The following is a 21,437-nucleotide window of genomic DNA, read 5'->3' as shown; positions in this document are numbered from 1 at the left end:
GCCGGTCGCGGCCCGCTCAAGACGTGACCCGGTCCCAGCCCTGGCGCACGGCGGACTTCATCTTTTCCCAGGTCGACTGGCCGCCGCCGTAGCGGGTATCCCAGTCGCTGCGCAGGTCGTTCTCCACTTCGTCCCAGCGGCGGCCGCGATAGCGCTCGTTGCGCGCCATCTCGGTACCGTAGGCGTAGGCCGGCTTGTAGTCGTCGTAGCTGCCGGCATCCTGCGCGGTGCTGTAGGTGGCGTTCCAGTGGCTGCGGTAGGCGCTGTCGTCATCCTCTGTCATCCTGTCCCAGCCATGGCGCACGGCCGCCTTCATGCGGTCCCAGGCCCCGCCAGCGGCGGCGCCGGCACCGGAGGTCGTGCTGGTGCCGGTGCCGGTGCCGGTCCCGGCGCTGATCCGCGAATCCCAGCCGCGTCGCATGTCGCCCTCGATGTCGTCCCATGGCCGGTTGCGATACAGCTCGCTCTTGCGCATGTCGGTGCCATAGGTGTACGCCGGCTTGACGCTGTCGTAGTCCATGCCGGAGCTGCTCAGGTGGGTGTCATAGTGGCTGCGGTAGTAGCTGTCGTCGTCGTCGTCCAGGGTCATGCGGTCCCAGCCACGACGGACCGCGGACTTCATTTTTTCCCAGGTGCTGCCGATGGCCGCGCCAGCTGCGCTGGCGGTGCCGGCGGTCGTCGAGGTGCCTGCACTGCCGCCGTAGCGGGTATCCCAGTCGCTGCGCAGGTCGTTCTCCACTTCGTCCCAGCGGCGGCCGCGGTACTTGTCACTGCGCGCCATTTCCGAACCGTAGGCGTAGGCGGGCTTGATGCGCTCGTAGTCCTCGTCCTGGTAGTTGGCCAGGAAGTGGTTGCGGTAATCATCGTCATCGTCACCCCCGAGATTGCTGCCGATGTCGAGGCTGCGGCCGCCGCTACCGGTATCGCCGCCGCGCGAATAGATGCGCGACCTGCCGCGCTGGCTTTCGGTCAGGCTGCTGGCGCCGCCCGCGCCGCCGCCCATGGCCGTATCGCGCTGCATCGACCCACTGGCGCCCTGCAGCGCCGAGCCCTCCAGCGAGGAGCCCTGCAGCGAGCTGCCCTGGGTACCATCCAGGGACGAGGCCTGCACCGTGTTCTCCCGCAGCGTCGATCCCTGCAGCGAGGTGCCGCCGGTGGCGCCGAGGCCGCTGCTGCCCTGAGGTTCCTGGTAGGTGGTGCCCATCGGTTCGGCCTGGTTCAGCGACTGCTGCTGGAATAGCTTGCGGTCGCCAGGATTGTCGAGCTGGCGGCTGGCGCCCGCTGCCGCGGCGGCGCCCATGCCGGCGGCAGCGCCAGCGGTGGCGCTGCCGCCACTGCCGCTCATGCCTGTGCTGGTGCCTGTGCTTCCGGCGCTACCGGCGCCGAGGCTGGATCCGGACCCCGACTGGGCCGCCATGGACGCACTTTGCTGCATGCCGCCGGCGCCGCTCATGCGCATCGATTCGGACATGCCCGGGGCCATCGTGCCCGCCATCGCGCCGCTGCCGGAGGCCTGTTCGTCGATGTCGGTCGGCCCATAGCGCTCGACGATGTCGGCGGCCCGTTCGACTTCCGGCAGCGAGTCGGCGCGCACGGTCAGCACGTGGTGGCCGCGCGTCACGGCGCCTTCGTACTTGCTGGCCTGCGGGCTGTTGTCGGCGCCGAACAGGTCGGTGAAGAAGTGCTTGATGCTGGCGCCGATGCCGAGGCCGGTGCCATCGGCCAGGGTGCCGTCACTGTCGCGTTCGCCGAGGGTATCGCTGCGGCCAGTGGTGCTGTCGGTCATGCCGGTAGGATCCGCGTTGGAGAGCCGGACCGCGTCGCGCGAGAAGCCCGAGGACATCAGCTCGTTCATCGCGTTCTGTGCGTCGGTCCGGTTGTCGAACACGGCTACAAGGGTATGTTGCATGGTCGTTCCTCCGTAATGGTGAAGTCAAAGGCCTCGCCGTCAGCCAATAAGTTGAGATTACATCAATCACGGATGGGCGCGCGCGCACATGCCCGGCAGGCGTGCAAGGTGTTTCCTAGGATCAGCGTTGCAGGAAGGTGCCCGTCGGATGCAATGAAAAAACGGCGCCGCAGCGCCGTTTCGCCAGTGCCTGCGCGGGTTCAGTATCGGCGGTTGCTGCTGTCGTCGTCGGTCATGCGGTCCCAGCCATGACGCACGGCAGCCTTCATGTTTTCCCAAGTCGATGCGCCGCCGCGGCTGCGTGTATCCCAGTCGCTGCGCAGGTCGTTTTCCACTTCGTCCCACTGGCGGCCGGCATACCGGCTGCGCATCTGCGAGCCGTAGGTGTAGGCGGGCGCGTAGTCGTCGTAGGCGGCGCCACTGGACGCGAAGTTCGTCTGGAAGTGGTCGCGGTATGCGCGGTCGTCGTCCATGCCGCCGAGGCGTTCGACCTCGACTTCGGTGTGCCGCACGGTGTCGTGGATCTGTTCCTGGCGCTGGTTGACTTGCTTGCCGACAGTAACTTCCTCAACGACGCGGGCAGACTTCTGCACGATGGCTTCCTCGGCGGTTTCGCGCATTTCGATGCTTTGCTCCTTGAAAGCGGCGGCATCGGCCGTGCTGAGCGGCTGGTCGACGGCGCGGCGCTGCACGTCGACGTGCTCCTCGCGCAGCGTGACGGTCTCATCCACCGGGGTCTCGACGACACGCGAGAAGATGCGCACGCCGCCCCGCTGGACTTCACGCTTGCCGACCTTCAGCTGCTCTTCGACGACCGGTATCGACCGGGTCGCGTCAGACCGCATCGCGTCGGTGCGGCCGGTTTCCATCGCGGTGTCGCGCTGCAGCGAGGCACCCGCCATGCTCCCCTGCTGCTGGGTCGTGCCGGATTGTGCCGACGCCGAGTAGGACTGCATGCCACTCTGGCTGCCCTGCAGCATGGCGCCGCTGGACGCCATCGTGCCGACCTGGTCCGAGTGTTCGTCGATGTCGACCGGACCGAAGCGCTCGACGATGTCGGCGGCACGTTCGACTTCCGGCAGCGAATCGGCGCTCAAGGTGATCACGCACTTGCCGCCGCTGACAGCCCCTTCGTAGCGGCTCATCCGGCGGGTTTCCTCCTCGTCGCTACCGAACAGGTCGCTGAAGAAGTGCTTGATGCTGCTCCCGATACCGGTGTCGGCGTCGCTGGTCGTGGTGGACGTGGCGGTGGTGGTGGCGGTGGTGGATGTGGCACTGCCGCCGAGGCCGGCGCTACTGTCGCCGGACATGCGCACGTTCTCGCGCGGGAAGCCCGCCGCAAGCAGTTCGTCCATCGCATTGCGCGCGTCGGTGTTGTTGTCGAAAACGGCTACCAGAGTATGTTGCATGATCGTTCCTCCATCATTGGTGGGTATCGGATGCGGAAGGCGCGGCCTCGTCGAAGCGTTCCACCTCGACGCGTTCGGCCTTGAGCGGAACCGTGTCGTGGTAGTGCTCCTCGTGCCGGACGCGGGTGATATGCAGTTCCTCCTTGATGCGCAGGCGGCGTTCCACCACCAGCACTTCTTCAAGGATCGGCACCACCAGCGTATCGCCGTCGTAGCGGCTTGCAGGTGCCTCTTCCAGCGCGACGATGCGGTCCACCGGAACATGCCGGACGTCCACCTCTTCGCGCATGAGGCGCTCATCGATGGTGACCGCTTGTTCCGAGACCGTCTTGTGGATGCGTACACCGCGGCCGGTTTCGACGACGCGGGTGCCGACGGCCAGCTGTTCCTCGATCACGGGAATCTGCAGGCCAGCCTGCGACGCGTTCTCGGAAGGTTTGCTGGGCATCGGATGCTCCTCGCTGCGCTGGTTTCAGAGCAAACGAGATTACTCCATTCGCGACGGAGTATGCGCACCCTTGACACGCGGAATGATGCGCGCGGCGACACTGGCCGCGCGGGGGGACGGATCAGGTGAAGGGATTGTCGACGGTCTCGACATCGGGCGGCGGCAGCCGGTCGGGAAGCTCGCGCGCCTCGAGCGCCTCGACCACGGCGGCCAGCTGGGCGTGCAGGCGGCGCGCGAGTTCGAGCCCGGCCTTGTCGGCGGTCAGGTCGACATCACCGGAAACGGTGATGCGGTCGAGCCGGTTCTCGAGCATCAGGTCGCCGATCTCCAGCACGTCGGCTTCGTTGGCAAAGGGCTTGAATGGTTTCTTCGCTGGCATCTGCTTGCTCCTCTTTGTGCTGCGGTCAATAACGCGACTTTTTCTGGCGGATCTTCGGCAGCGCCAGCATGCGCTCCTTCTGCCTCTGGTTCAGCGAGGGAAGCAGTTCGATGCCGAGGATGCGCTCCAGCTCGGCAACCGGGATCACCTGGATGGGGGCATCGCTGCGGTTCTCGACGAACCAGGCCGCGCCTGCCTTCTGGCGCGGGCTGTATACCACCTTGTACAGGTGGCTTGGCACGATCACGTTGCCGACCCGGCGCAGGCTACTGCCAAGAAAAGCCGGCCCCGTGATCACGTACAGCTCGCCTTCCTTCTTCGCCATCTTGCGCACGGCGCCTTCGATCGGCGCCCAGATGTGGCGGTTGTGGTCGCGGTCCTGGGGCACCATGTTGGCCAGCGAAAAACTTTCGCGTTGCGCCGTGCGGTCGGGCATGTCGCCGTTCGGTGCCAGGTGGCCACGGTCGAAGCCGCTGCGCGCGTAGTCGGACAGCTCGGCACGCTGGCCGCGCGGCAGGCGCGGCTCGGGGTGGAAGGCATTGTCGCGGTCGAGCCCCTGGGCCGCCACCACCTGGTCGGCGGCCAGGTGTTCGGCCGACCATAGCGCGGTACGGGTCACGCCCGAATGCATGACACCGAACTCGCTGAAGCATAGCGGGCGGGTGGCCGCGGCCAGTTTCGGGTTGCGGATCTCGGGCGGTCGGCCGTCCAGGTAGTGCGAGGGGCAGCTCGCGGCAACCGCCGCGCTAGCGGGACTGGCGGCAAGTACGGCGCTGGCCTGCAAGCTGCAGGCTGCCAGCAGACTGGCGAACACGGCGCGGAATTTGATCATGTTGGGTTGAGGACGAACATCGTAAGCGCGCATTGTAGCCGAGCACACTTGTGATTCGTCAAAGAGCGCGCCCTCTACCCGCGCACGATTGAAGCTGTTTCTGGCCAGAATGAGCTAAACTTGCGACTTTCTCAACAAAAGATTCCTTTTGGGAAAGCTTACCCGAAGCGAATGAACCGTCCGCCGATTCCCGAGGACTTGCGCCGTTTCGTCCTCACGAGCGTGCCTTCCGTGCCTTTCCTGGAGGCGCTGCTATTGCTGCGCGCGAACCCGAGCCAGGCGTGGAGCGGCGACATGCTGGCGCGCCGCCTCTATACCAGCGAACGCACCGCCTGCGGCCTGCTGGAAGAACTGTGCCGCTCCGGCATGGCCGCCTGCCTGGGAGACCCCGAGCCCGGGGCGGAGACCGGGGCGGCGGCCGGCCACTACCGCTATGCCCCGGCCTCGGCATCCCTGCGCGAACGCATCGATGGCCTGGCCGACCTGTATGCGCGCCACCTGGTGGACGTTACCAACCTCATCCATTCCACACTCGACCGGAAGGCGCAGCAGTTCGCCGACGCCTTCCGCCTGCGAAAGGATCCGTAAATGGGCGAACTCATCTATACCCTGTGCATGCTGACCTCGCTGGCCTGTACCTGGCTACTTTTTGCCAGCTACCGGCGCACGCGCCACCGCCTCCTGTTCTGGAGCGGCCTGTGCTTTGCGGTGATGACCTTCAATAACCTGTTCCTGATCTTCGACAAGATCGTGTTCCCGAACGTGGACTTCCTGCCGCTGCGCGTGGTCAGTGCCCTGGTGGCCTGCCTGCTGCTGCTGTACGGCCTGATCTACGAGAAAGAGTGATGCGATGATCCAGATGATGTACGGCGCGATTTCGATGGCTTCGCTCACCATCGCCCTGTTCTTCCTGCGCTTCTGGCGTAACACGGGAGACCGCTTCTTCCTGTATTTCTCGGCTTCCTTCTTCATCGAGGGTCTGCACCGCGTGTATTCGGCGGTCCTGAACGAGGCTGGCGAGGATTCGCCCACCCATTACCTGATCCGGGTGCTGGCCTATGGCCTGATCGTGTGGGCGATCGTGGAAAAGAACCTGCCGCGCTCCGACCGGCGCGGCTAGCGTGCGCCCGGGCGCCGGGTGGGGCGCGATAATGCAGGCACGAGAAACCGTCAACAGGAGGACAGCATGGCCCCATCCAGCCCAGCAGACAAGACCCCGGCCGCCGCGCCGTCGAACCCGGTCGCCGGCGGCGGCGAGGAACAGCGTTCCGAGAACCTGCTACCCGGCGAGGGAGGCGCCGAGGACGGGCGCTTCGATGTCGCCGAGGAAGTGAGCCTCGACCAGCACTCGGACGAAGCGCGGCGGGTCGGCCAGGTGCCCGAGGACGGGATCGGCGGCGCGCTGCCCGACGCGCTCAGAACGCCCGTGCCATCGCAGGGCGTGCCGGACAAGGAATAGTCCGCGACCGTCCCGGACGGGCCCGGGCCGCGAGCGGCGGCCCGCTTGCCGGCCCTGCCGGCATCGCTACCCGCCCATCGATCCCCCCATCGATCCCCCCATCGATCCCCCCATCGCTACGCCCGTCTTCAGGCCCTCAATCGTGTGCGCCTGGCGAATCGGCTCGAGCTGTTCCACCACGCGGCAGGCCAGGTGCCGGCGCAGCGCGTCGGGCAGGCTGTCGTAGAAGGCACGCGAGAGTTGCAGGTCGTGCTTGATCGCATTGGTTGCGTCCGGCGCGTCCGCTCCCAGCACGAGCACCGGCCGCGACAGCGATGAGCGGTTGGCGGTGCCGCGATGGATGGTCAGCGCCGAGCGTGCCGAGATATCGCCGACCTTCGGCAGCTTGCGCTGGGCCAGGGCTTCGTAGCGCGGCCACAGCGACTGGTCCGGGAACATCGGGTCGCCCTCGAACAAATCCCATTGGGTGCCGGGCGCGATCTCGAACGGTCCCATGTCCTCGGTGACGTCCACGGTCGTGATGTTGAACGCGAGCGAGCTGAGGCGCCTGCCGCGCACCGTTTCCGGCGGCGCGGCGAAGTCGCGGTGCCAGGGCTGGTGCATCGCGCCCGGTCCCGGCACGTCAAAGCCGACCTCGACAATCCGGTACTCCGGCCCCAGCACGGCGCTGCAGACGGCCCGCACCCAAGGGTGGCTGGCGATCGCCACGAAGGAGCGCAGCCGCTCCGGGTGCACCTCGACGTAGTAGCGGTTCGGTCCGCGGTTGAGTGCGCCGCCCTCGACCGCAAGCGCTTGCGCGAACAGCTGGTCGATGTCGGCGCGCAGCTCCGCGATCAAGGCCGGCGCGAAGGCGGCGCGGCAGGCGATGATGCCGTCGCCGTACAGACCGCGCATGATCTCCGCCACCTCAAACTGGCTTTCCTGGCTTTCCTGGCCGTGCTGGCCCACTGCATGTCCCTGCTCCATCTCTGCTCCTTTTTCCGTGTCCTGCCAGGACCCGCAGCGGGTCCGCGATGCGGCACATACTAGCGGCAATCGGCTGGCGGCGGCGCCAGCGCTGCCGACGGCAGCAAAGGACGTTGACAGGAAGGCATCCTGACCGTAGATTGACGCGACATGAGAACAGATTTGCGCAAGCGCAACACATCGCTCCATAGGGGCAAGCCATGACGGCGCCGGAACAGTCCAGCGTGCTGTACGTGTGCGCGCATCCGGCCCCGGATCCGGTGCTGGAACAGGTGGCCGCCGAAGTCGGCGCCGCGCTGGTGCATGCGCGCTCGGCGGCGGCGGCCCTCGACCAGGTCCGGCACCGCGATTTCGCCCTGGTGCTGGTCGGCTACGCCGGCGATGCGCAGGCCCTCGGCGCCACCATCCGCCAGCTGCGCGCGACGCGCCGTTCGATCCACACCCCGGTGGTGGCGCTCGGGGTGCCGGCCGAGCCGTCCTTCCCCTCCGAGCCGCTGTACGAAGCGGGTGCCATCGCGGTGCTGGCCGAACCGTTGTCGCCGGCGATCCTGCGCGCCAAATTGCGGTTCTACCTCGATGCCTTCCAGGCCGCGGCCGAACAGCGCCGCGCGGAAGCGGCCCTGATCGATGCCCGCGCGCGCCTCGAATCGGTGATCGCGGCAGCCGAACTGGCGGTCTGGACCTGGAACGTCGCAGCCGACCAGGTCGCGGGCGACGCGCGCATGGGCGAGCTGTTCGGGATTCCCGAGGCGCTGCGCGCGTGCGCGCCGGCCGACCTGTATTTCGGCGCCATCCACCCCGACGACCTGCCCAAGGTGCGGCTCCAGCTGGACAGTGCGCTGGCGCAGGGCACGCCGTACGACGCCACCTTCCGGGTGCGGCGCCGCGAAGGCGGCTGGCGCTGGGTGATCGGGCGCGGCAACGTGGTGTTCAGCGGAGAAGACGGCGCCCCGCGCATGCGCGGCGTGATCATCGACGCGTCGCGCCAGTTCGAGGCCGAACAGCAGCTGCGCCTGAGCGAGGAGCGCTACCGCACCCTGTTCGACTCGATCGACGAGGGCGTGTGCGTCATCGAGATGGTCTACGACCACGCCGGCCAGCCCTGCGACTACCGCATTCTGGAAGCGAATCCCGCCTTCTCCAAGCATACCGGCCTGGCCAATCCGGTGGGACGCACCATCCGCCAGCTGGCGCCGCACCTGGAAGCGCACTGGATCGAGCTGTACGGGCGCGTGGCGGCCACCGGCACGGCAGTGCGGCAGATCAACGAGGCACGCTCGCTCGGACGCTGGTTCGACGTGTACGCGGCGCGCATCGGACCGCCCGAACAGCACCGGGTGGCAGTGGTATTCAACGACATCACCGAACGCCGCGGCGGCGAGCAGGCGCTGCGCGCGATGGCGGCCGACCTGGAGGAAGCGAACCGCATCAAGACCGAGTTCCTGGCCACCCTCGCCCACGAGCTGCGCAATCCGCTGGCGCCGCTGCGCAGCGGCCTGCAGTTCATCCGGCGCGACGGCGGGGACCGGGCGGCCATCGAGCGCATCCACGACATCATGGAACGCCAGCTCGGCCACCTGGTGCACCTGGTGGACGACTTGCTGGACGTGGCGCGCATCACGCGCGGCCAGGTCGCCCTGAAACGCGAGCGGATCGACCTGGCCACCGTGCTGGCGGCGGCGGTCGAGACCAGCATGCCGCTGCTCGAGGGCGCGCGCCACCACCTGGACCTGCGCCTGCCGCAGGAAACGCTGGTGCTCGATGCCGACCTCACGCGCCTGACCCAAGTGGTCTCCAACCTGCTCAACAACGCCGCCCGCTACACCCCGCGCGGCGGCAGCATCGTGCTGGCAGCCGAGCGCGATGGCCAGCACGCCGTGATTGCGGTGTCCGACAATGGCATCGGCATCGCCCCCGAGCGCCTGGAGGAAGTGTTCACCATGTTCACCCAGATCGGCGAAGGCCGGCGCCATGCGGCGGGCGGTCTCGGCATCGGCCTGTCGCTGGTGCGCAGCCTGGTGGAACTGCATGGAGGCAGTGTGGCGGCGGCCAGCGCCGGCACCAATGCCGGCAGCGTCTTCACGGTGCGCCTGCCGCTGGCCGGTGCGCCGGAGGCAGGCGGCGACGCTGGTGCCGGCGTGTCTGTCGACACTGGTGCCGGTGCCGGTGCCGGTGCCGATGCCGGTGCCACGATGCAGCGCCCGGGCATACGAGTGATGGTAGTGGACGACAACCGCGATGCCGCCGAGACCCTGTCGGCCCTGCTGGCCCAGCTGGGCCACGAGACGCTGGTCGCCAACGATGGCCACCAGGCCTTGCGCATGATGGGGGGCTTCCGGCCCGAGCTCGTCTTCCTCGACCTTGGCATGCCCGGCATGTCGGGCTATGAAGTGGCCGAGGCGGTGCGGCGCGCACCGCAGCATGCGGCGGTGCGCCTGGTGGCACTCACCGGCTGGGGCGGCGAGGCCGACCGTGCGCGCAGCGCGCGCGCCGGCTTCGACGCCCACCTGACCAAGCCGGCCTCGATCGCCGCCATCGAGGCCGCGCTCGAGACCGAGCGGATGCCGGACCCGGACTCGGACATTGACCCGGACCCGGACTCGCACTCGCACTAGTACTGACACTCGCCCGCGCGCGGTCCAATTGTGCGCGCTCGATCCGCCCCACCCTCCACACTGTGCCCTCGCCGTGGCTGTCGAACCTGGAGTGGTGATGGAGTTTGTACTGCAAAACAATGACCTGGAAAACTGGACGGTCGCGCTGGGCATCTGCATCGGCACCACCGCTGCGCTGTATTTCATCCGCATGATCTTCCTGCGCCGGCTGAGCTGCGTGTCGCGCCGCACCGTGACCCGGATCGACGACCTGGTGGTCAAGATGCTGGGCCGGACCTATCTCGTGTTCCAGGTAGCGATCGGGGTGTACCTGGGCAGCATCTTCCTGGTGATGCCGGACAGCTGGCGCCTGGTGGTCTCGCGCATCGCCGTGGCCTCGCTGGTGCTGCAGCTCGGGATCTGGGGCGATACCGCCCTGCGCGGCTGGCGCAGCCAGCTGCTGGCCACGCCGGGAGACGGCGCGCGCAAGGCGTCCAGCACGGTCCTGTTCTTCATGCTGCGCCTGGTGGTGTGGACGGTGGCCTTCCTGATGATGCTGGATAACTTCGGCTTCAACATCACCACCCTGGTCGCCAGCCTCGGCATCGGCGGGATCGCGGTGGCCCTGGCCACCCAGAACATCCTGGGCGACCTGTTCGCGTCACTCTCGATCATGCTCGACAAGCCTTTCGAGATCGGCGACTTCATCATTGTCGGCGACGCCCTCGGGGCGGTCGAGTACATCGGCCTGAAGACCACCCGGCTGCGCGGCCTGGGCGGCGAGCAAATCGTGTTCTCGAACGGCGAGCTGCTGCGCAGCCGGATCCACAACCACAAGCGCATGGCATCGCGCCGCGTTGCCTTCGTGCTGCGTGTTGCCTATGGCACCGGAGAGGCGGAGCTGACCCGGATCCCGGCGCTGATTCGCGAGATCGTCAGCGCGCGCTCCGATGTCGATTTCGAGCGCGCCCATTTCTTCCGCTATGGCGACTGGTCGCTCGACTTCGAGGTCGTGTACCACTTCAAGAGCCCGGACTACGTCCTGCACATGGACGCGCAGCAGGCCATCCTGCTGCAGATCTACCGCGCCTTCCAGCGCGAGTGCATCCAGTTCGCGCACCCGCTGTCGGTAGTGCGGGTGGCCAACCCGCACGATCCGGCGGGCGGCTGGCCGCCGGCCACGGCGGCCAGCTATGTCAGGCACTGAGTGCGGCACGGGGCCACGGTGCCAATGTCGGCAAAAAAAATGCAAAAAACACGGCGGCGGATCCCGAAGGACCGCCGCCGTGACGTCGCCAGCCAGCGCCGGGGCTGCCGGCGCTGGCCGCTTACGCTGTCAGGCCGTCTTCGCGACCGGCGCCGGCGTCGCAACGACCGGCAGCACGTCCGCACGCACGGCGTCCTGCATGGCCGGCAGGCGCGCATGGCGGCCCGGCACGGCGCTTTCGATCAGTTCGTGCATGCGGGCCGCGGTCAGGTCCCACGAGGTGCCGGCAACCACTTCGCGCATGCGCTTGGCCATCGCCTGGCGTTCGTCAGCGTCCAGTGCGAGCTGGCGCTCGCAGGCCGCGATGAACTGCTCCGGGGTCTCGGCGACCGCCACCACGTCGCCGTAGGGAACCTTGACGTCGGTGATCGGAGTCGACACCACCGGCAGCTCGGCCGCCATGTACTCGAGCACCTTGGTCGGCGAGATGAACTTGGTGGAGTCGTTCATGGCGAACGGCAGCAGGCACACATCCCAGCCGGCCAGGAACTGCGGCAGCTGGTCGTAGCTGCGCTGGCCCATGTAGTGCACGTTCGGCTGCTTCGGCAGCGTGGCCGGGTCGATCTTGACCACCGGGCCGACCATTACGATCTGCCATTCCGGGTGGGCGTCGGCCATTTTCGACACCAGTTCGACGTCCAGGCGCTCGTCGATCACGCCATAGAAGCCAAGGCGCGGATGCGGGATGGCGGCCTGGTCGGAGTGCGAGATCGCACGGTCCTGGGCCTGGCGGAAATGCCTGGCGTCGACGCTGCTGGAGAAGCAGTGCGCGTTCGCATGGCGGTCGCGCTTGGACTGGTACAGGCTCGGGCCGCCGGTGAAGACCACGTCGGCCATGTTCAGCAGCGCGCTTTCGCGCTGCAGCAACTGTTTCGGCGCATTCTTGAACATCGCCAGTTCGTCCATGCAGTCATAGACGATCTTCGACGGATACAGGCCCTGCAGCAGCGGCAGCGCCATCGGGGTGTAGAACCAGACCACCGGCTGGACGCCTTCGGGCACGAGGTCGGCCAGCAGGGTCTGCAGGGTGGGAATCTGGTCGTCGTGGAATCCTGGTGCGTGGATCGCGGTATGCGGCTGGCACACCGTGATGTTCGGCGCGACCGCCGTCTTCTTCAGGTAAGCCTGCCCTTCGCTGTACACCGGTTCCTCGACAAACAGGATATCGTAGTGTTCCGCCAGACGGGTCATCAGGTGCTGCGGACGCTGGAAGACGAAATCCCAGCGCAGGTGGCAAAACACGATCAAGGTCGGCATCTTCAGTTCCTTTCGCCTTCATGGCGTTCTATTTGTTGGCAAAGCCTGGCAGTTTCTCTCTCTCTCGCCAGTCCCCGACTGCGCCATTGCGCACGTCGGACCCCGAAATCGTAACATGCAAATTTTCCAATATTTTCGTTTGCACACCACAACATTTTGGCAAGAGAAATATTTAATCGATATGTCATGGGGCTCCTCATAGGAGAACTTGTCGTGCGGACACGCTAATGTAGGTGTGGTCCTACATTTTTACAGGAAAATTAACTACGAAAAGTCATCCTGTTTTTTACCCTGCGCCATGGGGAATCCACCGCGTCCCGCGGCGATCCGCGTCGCGCGAACGCGGCTCTTCATTCGGGACGGAGAAGGCGCTGCCCGAGCCGGCGAGGTGTAGCAGGCGCCTGTCGGGTCGGTAGGAAGGCAGCCGATGGCGGACCCGCCGCCGGGACGCACCACCGGGGGCTTAACCGGGCTGGTAGGGTTCGGCGCCTTCCGGATGGCCATCCTGGCTGAAGCCGGTCGCCACCGACACACCTTCCAGTCCGAGCGAAAGCAGCGCATCGCACAGATTGTCGACCTCGGCGCCCAGGTCGGCAGCCAGGTCGACCGGGATCTCGACACTGCCCCAGGGACTGCCGCCGTCGAGCGCGTACAGGTTGACGCGCAGGACGATGTGCTCGCCCGCATCGAGCGGCGCGACGGCCGCGCGCACCTGGTCGGCCTCGAGCTCCTTGGCGGCGAGGGTGCGCGCGACCTCGGACAGGATGCCCAGCGTCCCCAGTTCGGCCACGCCCTGCTCCTTGGCGCCGAAGAACAGGTCCTGGTAGAGGAAATCGACGCGCAGCGCGTCAGGATCGCGTGCCAGCAGGCGCCGCACCAGCGGCGCCGCATCCGCGGTCCAGGCCCGGTAGCGCGCCTCGCGTCCGGCATACCAGTCGTCGGCACCGGCTTCGTCGGCCGGTACCGCATAGAACGGATCGTCGGCGCGCTTGAGCGAGAAGCCGAGCAGGAAGCGCAGTTCGAGCGCCGACTCGTCGGGCGCGAAACGTTCCCCGGTCCAGCCGCGGATGCTGGCCTCGATGGTGGGTGCCGGCTGCAGCTTCTTTTCCAGCAGCGAGGCGGCGGCCTCGCGCAGCATGTCCTGCAGGGTCGAGTAGGACACGTGGTCGATCTCGGCCAGGTCATAGGCATGCTGGACCAGCACCAGCTTGGCGCCCGCGCTTTCCAGGCCAGCCAGCAGGAAGCTGTTGGCGAGCGCCTCGAACGCTTGCGGGTCCTGGAAGCCATCCTCGGCGCGCAGGCCGCCGGTGCTGCGCACGAACAGCGGGATCAGGAAGGCGTCGATCTCGTACTCGACGGCGCCGCCCTCGCCCCCGCCCTTGCTGTCCTCGCGGCGCAGGCGCAAGTTGGCCGCCTCTTCCTCGATGCGGCCGCGCAGCAGGCGGCAGGCTTCGGGATCGGTGTAGCGCGCCACTTCGATCGCCTCGTACAGGGCTTCGTCGCGCTTCTTGCGCAGCAGCTTGCGCACGGCCGCCAGTAGTTCCTCGTCGCGCTCCGGGGCGGAGCCGAAACCGGGCGCGTCCTCGCGCTCGGCGATGGCCAGGGCGAGGTCGGCCAGTTCCTGGGCCAGCGCGGCATGGTCCGGCTCGCGCGGATTGTTGGAGGTGCGGGGCAGCGGACGCTTGTTCTTCGGCATGTGCATCGATCGTGATTGGTGGAGGCACCATGTTAGCGCATTGGCATGCCGATGCGCACCCGGGCACGCCGCAATGTTATGCTTCAGCCTGCGCAACCATGGAGCCCACGATGCTCGACCGATTCTTCAAGCTCACCCACAGCGGCACCGACGTGCGTACCGAACTGCTGGCCGGCCTGACCACCTTCCTGACGATGGTGTACATCATCTTCGTCAACCCCTCGATCCTGGGCGACGCCGGCATGCCCAAGGAGTCGGTATTCGTCGCCACCTGCCTGGTGGCGGCACTGGGCACGGCGGTGATGGGCCTGTATGCCAACTACCCGATCGCGATGGCGCCGGGCATGGGGCTGAACGCCTATTTCGCCTACGCGGTGGTGCTGGGCATGGGCGTGGCCTGGCCGGCCGCGCTGGGCGCGGTATTCATCTCCGGCTGCCTGTTCATCCTCGTTTCGCTGCTCGGCCTGCGCGGCATGATCGTGAACGGCATCCCGAAATCGATGCGGGTCGCGATCACGGTCGGCCTCGGCATGTTCCTGGCCCTGATCGCGCTGAAGAACGCCGGCATCGTGGTGGGCAGCGAAGCCACCCTGGTCAAGGCCGGCAACCTGCACCAGCCGTCGGCGATCATGGCCATCGTCGGCTTCTTCGCCATCGTCGCGCTTGACCGCCTGCGGGTGAAGGGCGCGATCCTGATCGGCATCGTGCTGGTCACGGTGCTGTCCTTCTTCTTCGGCGGGAACACCTACCAGGGCATCTTCTCGCTGCCGCCGTCGATCTCGCCGACGCTGTTCAAGCTCGACATCCCGGGTGCGCTCTCGGTCGGTATCCTGAACGTGGTGCTGGTGTTCTTCTTGGTCGAATTGTTCGACGCCACCGGCACCCTGATGGGCGTGGCGCGCCGTGCCGGCCTGCTGGTCGAAGGCAAGATGGACCGCCTGAACAAGGCCCTGCTGGCCGACAGCGGCGCCATCGTGGCCGGCAGCGTGCTGGGCACCTCGAGCACCACCGCCTACCTGGAAAGCGCTTCCGGCGTGCAGGCCGGCGGGCGTACCGGCCTGACCGCGCTGACGGTGGCGGTGCTGTTCCTGGCCTGCCTGTTCATCGCCCCGCTGGCCGGCGTGGTGCCGGCCTATGCCACCGCGCCGGCCCTGCTGTTCGTGGCCTGCCTGATGCTGTCCGACCTGGGCGAAGTCGAATGGGGCGATTCCACCGAGAGCATCCCGGCGGCCGTCACCGCACTGGTCATGCCCTTCACCTTCTCGATCGCGGAAGGCATCGCCTTCGGTTTCATTACCTATGCGGTCCTCAAGCTCCTGACCGGGCGCGCGCGCGAAGTGGCGCCGGTGGTGTGGGTGATCGCGGCGCTGTTCACTTTCAAGATCGTCTACGTGGGAACCTAGTGCGGCGAGGCGCCGTAGCACCTGGCACGGCACGCGGTCCGCAGGCGCGCCGCCGGCGGAATGAATGTGTCGAAAGGCATCTTTTTGGCCGAATCAGGCGGGCTTTACGATACAATGTCGGGCATCTGTCGGCAACACGATGCTTATGAAATCATTACGCTTCCTGGCACATGCGCCGGCGCTGCTGCTGTGCGCTCTCTCCAGCCCGGTCCTGGCGGGGCCGGACCTGCCGCCTGTTGGCGATGTCCACGGTCCGATCAGGATGGACCTGCCCGAGATTCCCGAAGGCGGCTGGTTCACCTCGGCGGAAGTGGGTGCGATCGCGACCTCGGGCAACACCACCGGCACGTCGATCACCGGCAAGGTCGACGCCCGCCACGAGACCGCCAACTGGAGCCATGAATTCATTGTCAGCGGCTTCTTCAAGGAAGACGAATACGAGGACGACGATGGCCGGCTCGCGCGCAGCAAGTCGGCGGAACGCTTCGCCGCCTCGGCCAAGGCGTCCCTCAAGCTGCTCGGCGAAGGCAAGCGCGCCTTCATCCTCGGTTCGCACGTCAATGACCGCTTCGGCGCCTACACCCGCTATTCGTCGCTCGCGGTCGGCCATGGTTCGCGCTGGTACGACTCGGACAACAAGACCCTCGACGTCGAGATCGGTCCCGGCTATTTCGCGGGCGAGCGCGCCACCGGCGAAGACGAGAACGGCCTGACGGTGCGCGGCGCGGCCCAGTTCCGCTGGCGCGTCAGTCCCTCGGCCTACTTCGCCCAGACCGTCAGCGTGGAAAAAGGCACTTCGAACACGCACTCCGTGGCCGAGACCTCGCTCAGTACCAAGATCAACTCGACCATGCAAATGAAAGCCGGCTTCAGCGCCCGCAGCGACAGCAGCGTGCCAGCCGGCAAGAAGAACACGGACACCCAGACCTCGCTGACGATGGTCTATTCGTTCTGACTGTCCTGTCGCCCCGCCCTTAGCGCTAGAGCTCGTAGCCGCCGGCGCTGCGGGTAAACGCGTTGATGCCGGCGCTCATCGCCGAGATCAGGCTGCGTTCGGCCTGCGACAGCTGCGGGTGCCAGATGTCGAAGATCAGCACGACCCGCAGCTGCCCGCTGTCGTTCCACGCCTCGTGCTCGATGGTGTCGTCGAACACCCAGGCCTTGCCCGTTTCCCATTCACGCGTGTCATTGCCGACCCGGAAACCACAGCCGGAGGGGACGATCAGCGGCAGGTGGGTGACCAGTCGCACATTGCTGACCCCGGTGTGCGGCGGAATGCGGGTGTGCGGCTTGAGTACCGAGAACATCGCGCTAGGCGTGCGTCCCGGCTGCTCCGGCTGCGGGGCCTGGGCCAGCAGTGCCATGGTGCGCGGGCAGCGCGCCGCGTTGTCCGCCACCGGCGCGCCATTGTCGATCAGGCGGAAGGCGCTCCAGTCCAGCGAGCCGTTCAGTTCCGCCCATTGGGCCAGCGGTTGGTCCAGTCCGTAGTTGATGTAGGGCGTGAAGCCTTCCTGCTGGCCCTGGACGGCAAGGAATTCGGCGCGGATCGCATCGGTGGCGGCCTCGAATGCATCGAGCCAGGGGAAATCCTCCCGCTCGAAAAAGCTCAGCGGCGCCAGGCCCTGGTAGTGGAAGAGCTGCGGCTGCGGCTCGTAGCGCCGCTTGCGCCCCAGCATCACGTCGAGCGAATCATGGAAACGGCGCGCTGCCTCGCCGCCCAGTTCGCCCTGCAGTTCGCGCAGGCGCGGCGCCAGGAAGTCGTCCATGAAGCCGCCGAAGGCATGCTGGTAGTCCTGGTGCCAGGCCAGCGCTTCGCGGACGGCCGGCTGCAGGTCGGGCGCCAGCGTGTGCAGCGGCGGCGCGACCGCGGCCACCGCGGCGCAGGCGCCGGCCGCTTCCCGGCGCCGGCCCTGGCGGATGTAGAGCCGGCTGCGCAGCACCAGCGCCACCAGGTCGTATGGATCGACCGTGAGCGCGCCGCGCAGCGCCTCTTCCTCGGCCGCCTCGTCGCGCATGGCGAGGCAGACCACGGACAGGTTCAGCCACTGCTGGACGTCGCGTCCATCTGCGGCCACCAGGCGCTCGAGCAATGCCCGGGCGCGCGCCAGGTCGCCAGCCTGGAAGGCGTGGTGCGAGAGCGAACGCAGCGCGCGCGCATGGTGCGGGACACGCGCCAGCACGCTTTCCCACAATTGCCCGGCACGACGGGCATCGCCGCGTGCGTCAGCCAATTGCGCATCCCGCTCCAGGACGCCGATTTCTTCGATACCTGCCTGCTGCATATGTCGTACCCGTATTGACCGTCAATACATTCTGGTGCAGACATATGCATGTTGGCAAGCAATATTTACGGCGGCGACGCCCTCATGACGCGGCGGTGTTGATGGGCCGCTGCGTTCCTCGGCGGCCAATCGCGAGCAAAGCGAACAGGCTCAGCAACGCAGCCGTGCTCAGGTAGTAGCCGACGAAGGCAAGGCCATGGTTCGTTGCCAGCCAGGTGGCGGCATAAGGGGCCAGCGAGGCGCCCAGGATGCCGGCGAAGTTGAAGGTGAGCGAGGCGCCGGTATAGCGCACCTCGGGCGGGAACAGTTCGGCCAGCAGCGTGCCCAGCGGCCCGTAGGTAAAACCGACCAGGCACATGCCGAGCACCATGAAACCGCCCACGGCCAACAGCGTGCCGGCGCCGAACAACGGGCCGAACAGCAGACCGAACAGGGCAATGGCGGCGCTCACCACGATCATCGCCATGCGCCTGCCATAGCGGTCGGCCAGCAGCGCCGAGGGCGGGATGGTGAGGCCGAAAAACACCACGGCCACCAGTTGCAGAAGCAGGAACTGCTGGCGCGAGAAGCCGAGCCTGGTGGTGCCCCAACTCAGGGCGAACACCGTCATGAGGTAGAACACGACGAAGGTCGCGAGCGCGACTAGGGTGCCGAGCAGCAACGCGCGCCGGTGGCCCTGCAGCACGGCCAGCGCCGGTACCTTGACCCGTTCGTTACGGTCGAGCACTTTCTGGAAGTCCGGCGTCTCGGTGATCTTCAGCCGCACGTACAGGCCGACCAGCACCAGCAGCGCACTGGCCAGGAAGGGAATGCGCCAGCCGTAGCGGAAGAACTCCTCGTCCGGCATCAGCTGGCCCAGCAGCAGGAAGGTGCCGCCGGAGAGGAAGAAGCCGATCGGCGCGCCCAGCTGCGGGAACATGCCGTACCAGGCACGCTTGCCTGGCGGCGCGTTCTCGGTGGCGAGCAGTACCGCCCCGCCCCACTCCCCGCCCAGGCCCAGGCCCTGGCCGAAGCGGCACAGCGCCAGCAGCAGGGGCGCGGTGGTGCCGATCGCGGCATAGGTCGGCAGCAGCCCGATCAATACAGTGGAGATGCCCATGGTCAGGAGGGCTGCGACCAGGGTCGCCTTGCGCCCGATGCGGTCGCCGAAATGGCCGAACACGGCCGAGCCGACCGGACGGGCGAAGAAGGCGATGGCGAAGGTGGCCAGCGATTGCAAGGTGGCGGCGGCGGGATCGGCGGCCGGGAAGAACAGCCGCGGGAACACCAGCACCGCCGCGGTGGCATAGATGTAGAAGTCGTAGAACTCGATGGTGGTGCCGATCAGGCTCGCGAACAGGACGGTGCGCGGCTTGTTGGCTGGGACGCTGGCTGCCCCTGCGCTCATGCGGCACCGGCCTGGGCCAGTGCCACCCGCAGCTCGTCGCTCGACACCGGGCGCACCACGCGCGCCACTTCCTGGCCGTCGCGCAGCACGACCACGGTCGGCCACAGCTTGATCCGGAACGATCGCCCCAGCGGCCGGCCAGGGCCGTCCTCCACCTTCACATGCCGTACGCCCTGGCTGCCGGCAAGCGCCTCGTCGATCAGCGGTTCGGCGGCGCGGCAATAGCCGCACCAGTTGGCGCCGAAATCGAGCATCACGGTGCCCGGCATGGCGTCGACGGCGCTGCGTTCGGGCTGGGCGGTTTCATAAGGTGCGGACATGCGGATTTCCTCCATCGAATGCCGGAGCTGGCAATGCTGCAAGCCTACCTCAAATTGGAGGCGCTGGCACGGCCGGCCGGGTCGATTCCAGGACAAAACGGCCGCGTACGGTGAAACAGCGTACGGAACGCGCCGGCCCCCGCTGGCACTCTGGAGGCAAGCATCGTTCACCAAGGAGAGCATCATGTCCGACAATCTGAAGAACAACGGTCCGCAGGACCGCGCCCGCATCAATGTGCACGAAGACTGGGAGGTGCGCCACTGGACCGAGGCCCTGGGTGTCACCAAGGAGGAGCTGGAACGCGCCGTGCAGCAGGTCGGTCCCAGCGCCGAAGCCGTGCGCGCGCACCTGAAACGCCAGTAACATCCTGAAACGCCGCCCGGTCCATCGCCCCGCGGATCGACCGCGGCGGTGCGATCCCTTGCGCGCCGCAATGCTGGTATCAGCGCGCGGCCCGGCGCGCTGGCCGGCAAGCCGCGGCGGCGCAGCCGCGTGAGGGTGCGCGGCGCGGCCCCGCTTGTCCGGTGCTCGCCTCCCCGGCCCCTGGCCCCTGGCACCCATTCCCTGGCCGCGACGCGAGGCCCCGTCCCGGGCTGGCCGCCGCATGCCCCGGCGTTCCGGCATGCCAGCTGCTGGCCTTGCCGGCGCCGGCGCCAACCGAAAGGAGTCCGGTTTGAACAATATCCACCATTTCTTTTCTTCGCTGCAGATCAGCCTGCCCAATGCCCTGTTCGCCATCGGCGCCGCCGTGCTCAGCTACGTCCTGATGCATGGCGCCCTGGTCCTGTTCCGGCGCCGCCTCGGCCGCCTGAGCGAGGAGCGGCAGCACCGCACCATCGCCCAGGTGCTGCGCAAGACCCTGGCGCGCACCGGCACCCTCGCCATCTTCGCCACCGCGGTCCTGATCGGCCTGTCCGTACTCGAACTGCCGGAACCATGGAACACCCGCCTGTCGCACCTGTGGTTCTTCACGCTCGGCATCCAGATCGCGATGTTCCTCCACCGCGCGGTGAAGATCGGCGCGCGCCGCTACTTCACGACGCACGCCCGCAGCAGCGACCAGCAGGTCACGGTCGCCCACACCGTGGTGATCTGGCTGCTGCAGACCACGGTCTGGGTGGTGTTCTTGCTGGCGATGCTGTCCAACCTGGGGATCAATGTCACCACCTTCATCGCCAGCCTCGGGATCGGCGGCGTGGCCATCGCGCTGGCGGTGCAGAACATCCTGGGCGACCTGTTCGCCTCGATGTCGATCGCCGTCGACAAGCCCTTCGAAGTGGGCGACTTCGTTGCGGTCGACAAGTTTTCCGGCACGGTGGAGCATGTGGGCCTGAAGACGACCCGCCTGCGCGCGCTGAGCGGCGAGCAGATCGTCGTCGCGAACGCGGAACTGCTGCGCCAGACTGTCTTCAACTACAAGCGCATGAGCACGCGCCGCATCGTGTTCACGCTGCGTGCCAGTCCCGAGACGCCGCCGGCGCTGGCGGGCAAGGTGCCGGAGCTGCTGCGCGCGCTGATCGGCAAGCACGCGCAGCTGCGCTTCGACCGCGCCCACCTGAAGACCGTGGACCAGAATTGGATCGAGTACGAGATCGTCTATACCATGCTCGACGCCAACTATGACCTGTACATGGATACCCAGCAGGCGATCAACCTCGACATCCTGCAGATGTTTGCCGATCACGGCATTTCGGCGGCGCCGCGCCCGCAGCAGGTCCTGATGCAGGGCAGCCTGCACGAAGCCGGGGCGGCCGACGGCGCGGCCGCCAACGAGCAGGTGCCGGACACGCGCCGGACGCGCTTCCTGAATCACTGAACGGCGCGGTGC

The 21,437-nt window shown here is 67.2% G+C and carries 21 protein-coding genes; 10 read left to right on the top strand and 11 right to left on the bottom strand.

The features are described from left to right. Window positions 1-16 precede the first annotated feature (16 nt). The 5 genes from LE190_RS17050 to LE190_RS17030 all read right to left on the bottom strand — a co-directional run bounded on the left by LE190_RS17050 (window position 17) and on the right by LE190_RS17030 (window position 4,977). Window positions 17-1,909, bottom strand: a complete 1,893-nt coding sequence (locus tag LE190_RS17050; protein ID WP_225239827.1) for a hypothetical protein — start codon at window positions 1,907-1,909, stop codon at window positions 17-19. A 200-nt stretch (window positions 1,910-2,109) separates the two neighbouring features. Beyond that, the gene (locus LE190_RS17045; protein ID WP_225239826.1) at window positions 2,110-3,318 is read right to left on the bottom strand and encodes a YsnF/AvaK domain-containing protein; all 1,209 of its coding nucleotides are present in this window, start codon (window positions 3,316-3,318) and stop codon (window positions 2,110-2,112) included. A 13-nt stretch (window positions 3,319-3,331) separates the two neighbouring features. Next, a complete protein-coding gene (locus LE190_RS17040) occupies window positions 3,332-3,766 on the bottom strand; it encodes a YsnF/AvaK domain-containing protein (RefSeq protein ID WP_225239825.1) in 435 nt (144 codons plus the stop codon). A 121-nt stretch (window positions 3,767-3,887) separates the two neighbouring features. Then, complete coding sequence (locus LE190_RS17035) at window positions 3,888-4,145, bottom strand: hypothetical protein (RefSeq protein WP_225239824.1); 258 nt, start codon at window positions 4,143-4,145, stop codon at window positions 3,888-3,890. 25 nt (window positions 4,146-4,170) lie between these two features. Then, complete coding sequence (locus tag LE190_RS17030) at window positions 4,171-4,977, bottom strand: DNA/RNA non-specific endonuclease (RefSeq protein WP_225239823.1); 807 nt, start codon at window positions 4,975-4,977, stop codon at window positions 4,171-4,173. 171 nt (window positions 4,978-5,148) lie between these two features. Between LE190_RS17030 and LE190_RS17025 the strand changes: the two genes are divergently transcribed. The 4 genes from LE190_RS17025 to LE190_RS17010 all read left to right on the top strand — a co-directional run bounded on the left by LE190_RS17025 (window position 5,149) and on the right by LE190_RS17010 (window position 6,436). Next, complete coding sequence (locus LE190_RS17025) at window positions 5,149-5,565, top strand: hypothetical protein (protein WP_225239822.1); 417 nt, start codon at window positions 5,149-5,151, stop codon at window positions 5,563-5,565. Further along, entirely contained in the window at window positions 5,566-5,823 is a 258-nt protein-coding gene (locus tag LE190_RS17020; protein WP_225239821.1) for a DUF5985 family protein, read from the top strand. A 4-nt stretch (window positions 5,824-5,827) separates the two neighbouring features. Further along, a complete protein-coding gene (locus LE190_RS17015) occupies window positions 5,828-6,097 on the top strand; it encodes a DUF5985 family protein (RefSeq protein WP_225239820.1) in 270 nt (89 codons plus the stop codon). Between the two features lie 66 nt (window positions 6,098-6,163). Continuing rightward, complete coding sequence (locus tag LE190_RS17010; RefSeq protein WP_225239819.1) at window positions 6,164-6,436, top strand: hypothetical protein; 273 nt, start codon at window positions 6,164-6,166, stop codon at window positions 6,434-6,436. Between the two features lie 66 nt (window positions 6,437-6,502). Here the strand turns inward: LE190_RS17010 and LE190_RS17005 are convergent, their stop codons facing one another. Further along, window positions 6,503-7,402, bottom strand: coding sequence for a phytanoyl-CoA dioxygenase family protein (locus LE190_RS17005; RefSeq protein ID WP_225239818.1), 900 nt, complete (start codon window positions 7,400-7,402; stop codon window positions 6,503-6,505). Between the two features lie 200 nt (window positions 7,403-7,602). Between LE190_RS17005 and LE190_RS17000 the strand changes: the two genes are divergently transcribed. Next, window positions 7,603-10,017 (top strand): hybrid sensor histidine kinase/response regulator, encoded by a 2,415-nt coding sequence (locus LE190_RS17000; protein ID WP_225239817.1) that lies wholly within the window; start codon window positions 7,603-7,605, stop codon window positions 10,015-10,017. A gap of 97 nt (window positions 10,018-10,114) precedes the next feature. Beyond that, window positions 10,115-11,203, top strand: coding sequence for a mechanosensitive ion channel family protein (locus LE190_RS16995; RefSeq protein WP_225239816.1), 1,089 nt, complete (start codon window positions 10,115-10,117; stop codon window positions 11,201-11,203). A gap of 129 nt (window positions 11,204-11,332) precedes the next feature. Here the strand turns inward: LE190_RS16995 and LE190_RS16990 are convergent, their stop codons facing one another. Both LE190_RS16990 and LE190_RS16985 read right to left on the bottom strand, forming a co-directional pair. After that, window positions 11,333-12,520, bottom strand: coding sequence for a glycosyltransferase (locus LE190_RS16990; protein WP_225239815.1), 1,188 nt, complete (start codon window positions 12,518-12,520; stop codon window positions 11,333-11,335). A 463-nt stretch (window positions 12,521-12,983) separates the two neighbouring features. Further along, on the bottom strand, window positions 12,984-14,216 hold the full coding sequence (locus tag LE190_RS16985) for a hypothetical protein (protein WP_225239814.1): 1,233 nt from the start codon (window positions 14,214-14,216) through the stop codon (window positions 12,984-12,986). Between the two features lie 110 nt (window positions 14,217-14,326). Here LE190_RS16985 and LE190_RS16980 point away from each other — a divergent pair, with 110 nt between their 5' ends. Both LE190_RS16980 and LE190_RS16975 read left to right on the top strand, forming a co-directional pair. Further along, window positions 14,327-15,619 carry an NCS2 family permease gene (locus LE190_RS16980; RefSeq protein ID WP_225239813.1) on the top strand — a complete coding sequence of 431 codons (1,293 nt, stop codon included), beginning with the start codon at window positions 14,327-14,329 and terminating at the stop codon, window positions 15,617-15,619. Between the two features lie 145 nt (window positions 15,620-15,764). Beyond that, window positions 15,765-16,574: a DUF481 domain-containing protein gene (locus LE190_RS16975; protein ID WP_307734720.1), complete on the top strand. Its 810-nt coding sequence runs from the start codon at window positions 15,765-15,767 to the stop codon at window positions 16,572-16,574. A gap of 25 nt (window positions 16,575-16,599) precedes the next feature. On the opposite strand, the gene LE190_RS16970 is transcribed toward LE190_RS16975, so the two are convergent. The 3 genes from LE190_RS16970 to LE190_RS16960 all read right to left on the bottom strand — a co-directional run bounded on the left by LE190_RS16970 (window position 16,600) and on the right by LE190_RS16960 (window position 19,608). Then, window positions 16,600-17,850 carry an aspartyl/asparaginyl beta-hydroxylase domain-containing protein gene (locus LE190_RS16970; RefSeq protein ID WP_225239812.1) on the bottom strand — a complete coding sequence of 417 codons (1,251 nt, stop codon included), beginning with the start codon at window positions 17,848-17,850 and terminating at the stop codon, window positions 16,600-16,602. Between the two features lie 133 nt (window positions 17,851-17,983). Continuing rightward, window positions 17,984-19,288: an MFS transporter gene (locus tag LE190_RS16965; protein ID WP_225239811.1), complete on the bottom strand. Its 1,305-nt coding sequence runs from the start codon at window positions 19,286-19,288 to the stop codon at window positions 17,984-17,986. Continuing rightward, window positions 19,285-19,608 carry a thioredoxin family protein gene (locus LE190_RS16960; protein ID WP_224945941.1) on the bottom strand — a complete coding sequence of 108 codons (324 nt, stop codon included), beginning with the start codon at window positions 19,606-19,608 and terminating at the stop codon, window positions 19,285-19,287. Before LE190_RS16960 ends, LE190_RS16965 begins: the two co-directional genes overlap by 4 nt. Window positions 19,609-19,792: 184 nt before the next feature. On the opposite strand from LE190_RS16960, the gene LE190_RS16955 reads away from it, so the two are divergent. Both LE190_RS16955 and LE190_RS16950 read left to right on the top strand, forming a co-directional pair. Beyond that, window positions 19,793-19,972 (top strand): DUF3606 domain-containing protein, encoded by a 180-nt coding sequence (locus tag LE190_RS16955; protein WP_224945940.1) that lies wholly within the window; start codon window positions 19,793-19,795, stop codon window positions 19,970-19,972. 310 nt (window positions 19,973-20,282) lie between these two features. After that, window positions 20,283-21,425, top strand: coding sequence for a mechanosensitive ion channel family protein (locus LE190_RS16950; RefSeq protein ID WP_225239810.1), 1,143 nt, complete (start codon window positions 20,283-20,285; stop codon window positions 21,423-21,425). The last annotated feature ends 12 nt before the right edge of the window (window positions 21,426-21,437 follow it).

The organism is Massilia hydrophila, from assembly GCF_020208145.1.
Taxonomy (GTDB): domain Bacteria; phylum Pseudomonadota; class Gammaproteobacteria; order Burkholderiales; family Burkholderiaceae_D; genus Telluria; species Telluria hydrophila.
The sequence above is the reverse complement of the archived record's forward strand: the minus strand, read 5'-3'. Positions and strand labels throughout refer to the sequence as shown.

Coding starts and splice junctions, on each gene's coding strand:
- LE190_RS17045 (WP_225239826.1), bottom strand. CDS start 3,318: ATGCAACATACTCTGGTAGCCGTTTTCGACAACAACACCGACGCGCGC.
- LE190_RS16995 (WP_225239816.1), top strand. CDS start 10,115: ATGGAGTTTGTACTGCAAAACAATGACCTGGAAAACTGGACGGTCGCG.
- LE190_RS17015 (WP_225239820.1), top strand. CDS start 5,828: ATGATCCAGATGATGTACGGCGCGATTTCGATGGCTTCGCTCACCATC.
- LE190_RS16975 (WP_307734720.1), top strand. CDS start 15,765: ATGAAATCATTACGCTTCCTGGCACATGCGCCGGCGCTGCTGCTGTGC.
- LE190_RS16955 (WP_224945940.1), top strand. CDS start 19,793: ATGTCCGACAATCTGAAGAACAACGGTCCGCAGGACCGCGCCCGCATC.
- LE190_RS16985 (WP_225239814.1), bottom strand. CDS start 14,216: ATGCCGAAGAACAAGCGTCCGCTGCCCCGCACCTCCAACAATCCGCGC.
- LE190_RS17040 (WP_225239825.1), bottom strand. CDS start 3,766: ATGCCCAGCAAACCTTCCGAGAACGCGTCGCAGGCTGGCCTGCAGATT.
- LE190_RS17030 (WP_225239823.1), bottom strand. CDS start 4,977: ATGATCAAATTCCGCGCCGTGTTCGCCAGTCTGCTGGCAGCCTGCAGC.
- LE190_RS17050 (WP_225239827.1), bottom strand. CDS start 1,909: ATGCAACATACCCTTGTAGCCGTGTTCGACAACCGGACCGACGCACAG.
- LE190_RS16965 (WP_225239811.1), bottom strand. CDS start 19,288: ATGAGCGCAGGGGCAGCCAGCGTCCCAGCCAACAAGCCGCGCACCGTC.
- LE190_RS16990 (WP_225239815.1), bottom strand. CDS start 12,520: ATGCCGACCTTGATCGTGTTTTGCCACCTGCGCTGGGATTTCGTCTTC.
- LE190_RS17035 (WP_225239824.1), bottom strand. CDS start 4,145: ATGCCAGCGAAGAAACCATTCAAGCCCTTTGCCAACGAAGCCGACGTG.
- LE190_RS16960 (WP_224945941.1), bottom strand. CDS start 19,608: ATGTCCGCACCTTATGAAACCGCCCAGCCCGAACGCAGCGCCGTCGAC.
- LE190_RS17025 (WP_225239822.1), top strand. CDS start 5,149: ATGAACCGTCCGCCGATTCCCGAGGACTTGCGCCGTTTCGTCCTCACG.
- LE190_RS17010 (WP_225239819.1), top strand. CDS start 6,164: ATGGCCCCATCCAGCCCAGCAGACAAGACCCCGGCCGCCGCGCCGTCG.
- LE190_RS17000 (WP_225239817.1), top strand. CDS start 7,603: ATGACGGCGCCGGAACAGTCCAGCGTGCTGTACGTGTGCGCGCATCCG.
- LE190_RS17020 (WP_225239821.1), top strand. CDS start 5,566: ATGGGCGAACTCATCTATACCCTGTGCATGCTGACCTCGCTGGCCTGT.
- LE190_RS17005 (WP_225239818.1), bottom strand. CDS start 7,402: ATGGAGCAGGGACATGCAGTGGGCCAGCACGGCCAGGAAAGCCAGGAA.
- LE190_RS16980 (WP_225239813.1), top strand. CDS start 14,327: ATGCTCGACCGATTCTTCAAGCTCACCCACAGCGGCACCGACGTGCGT.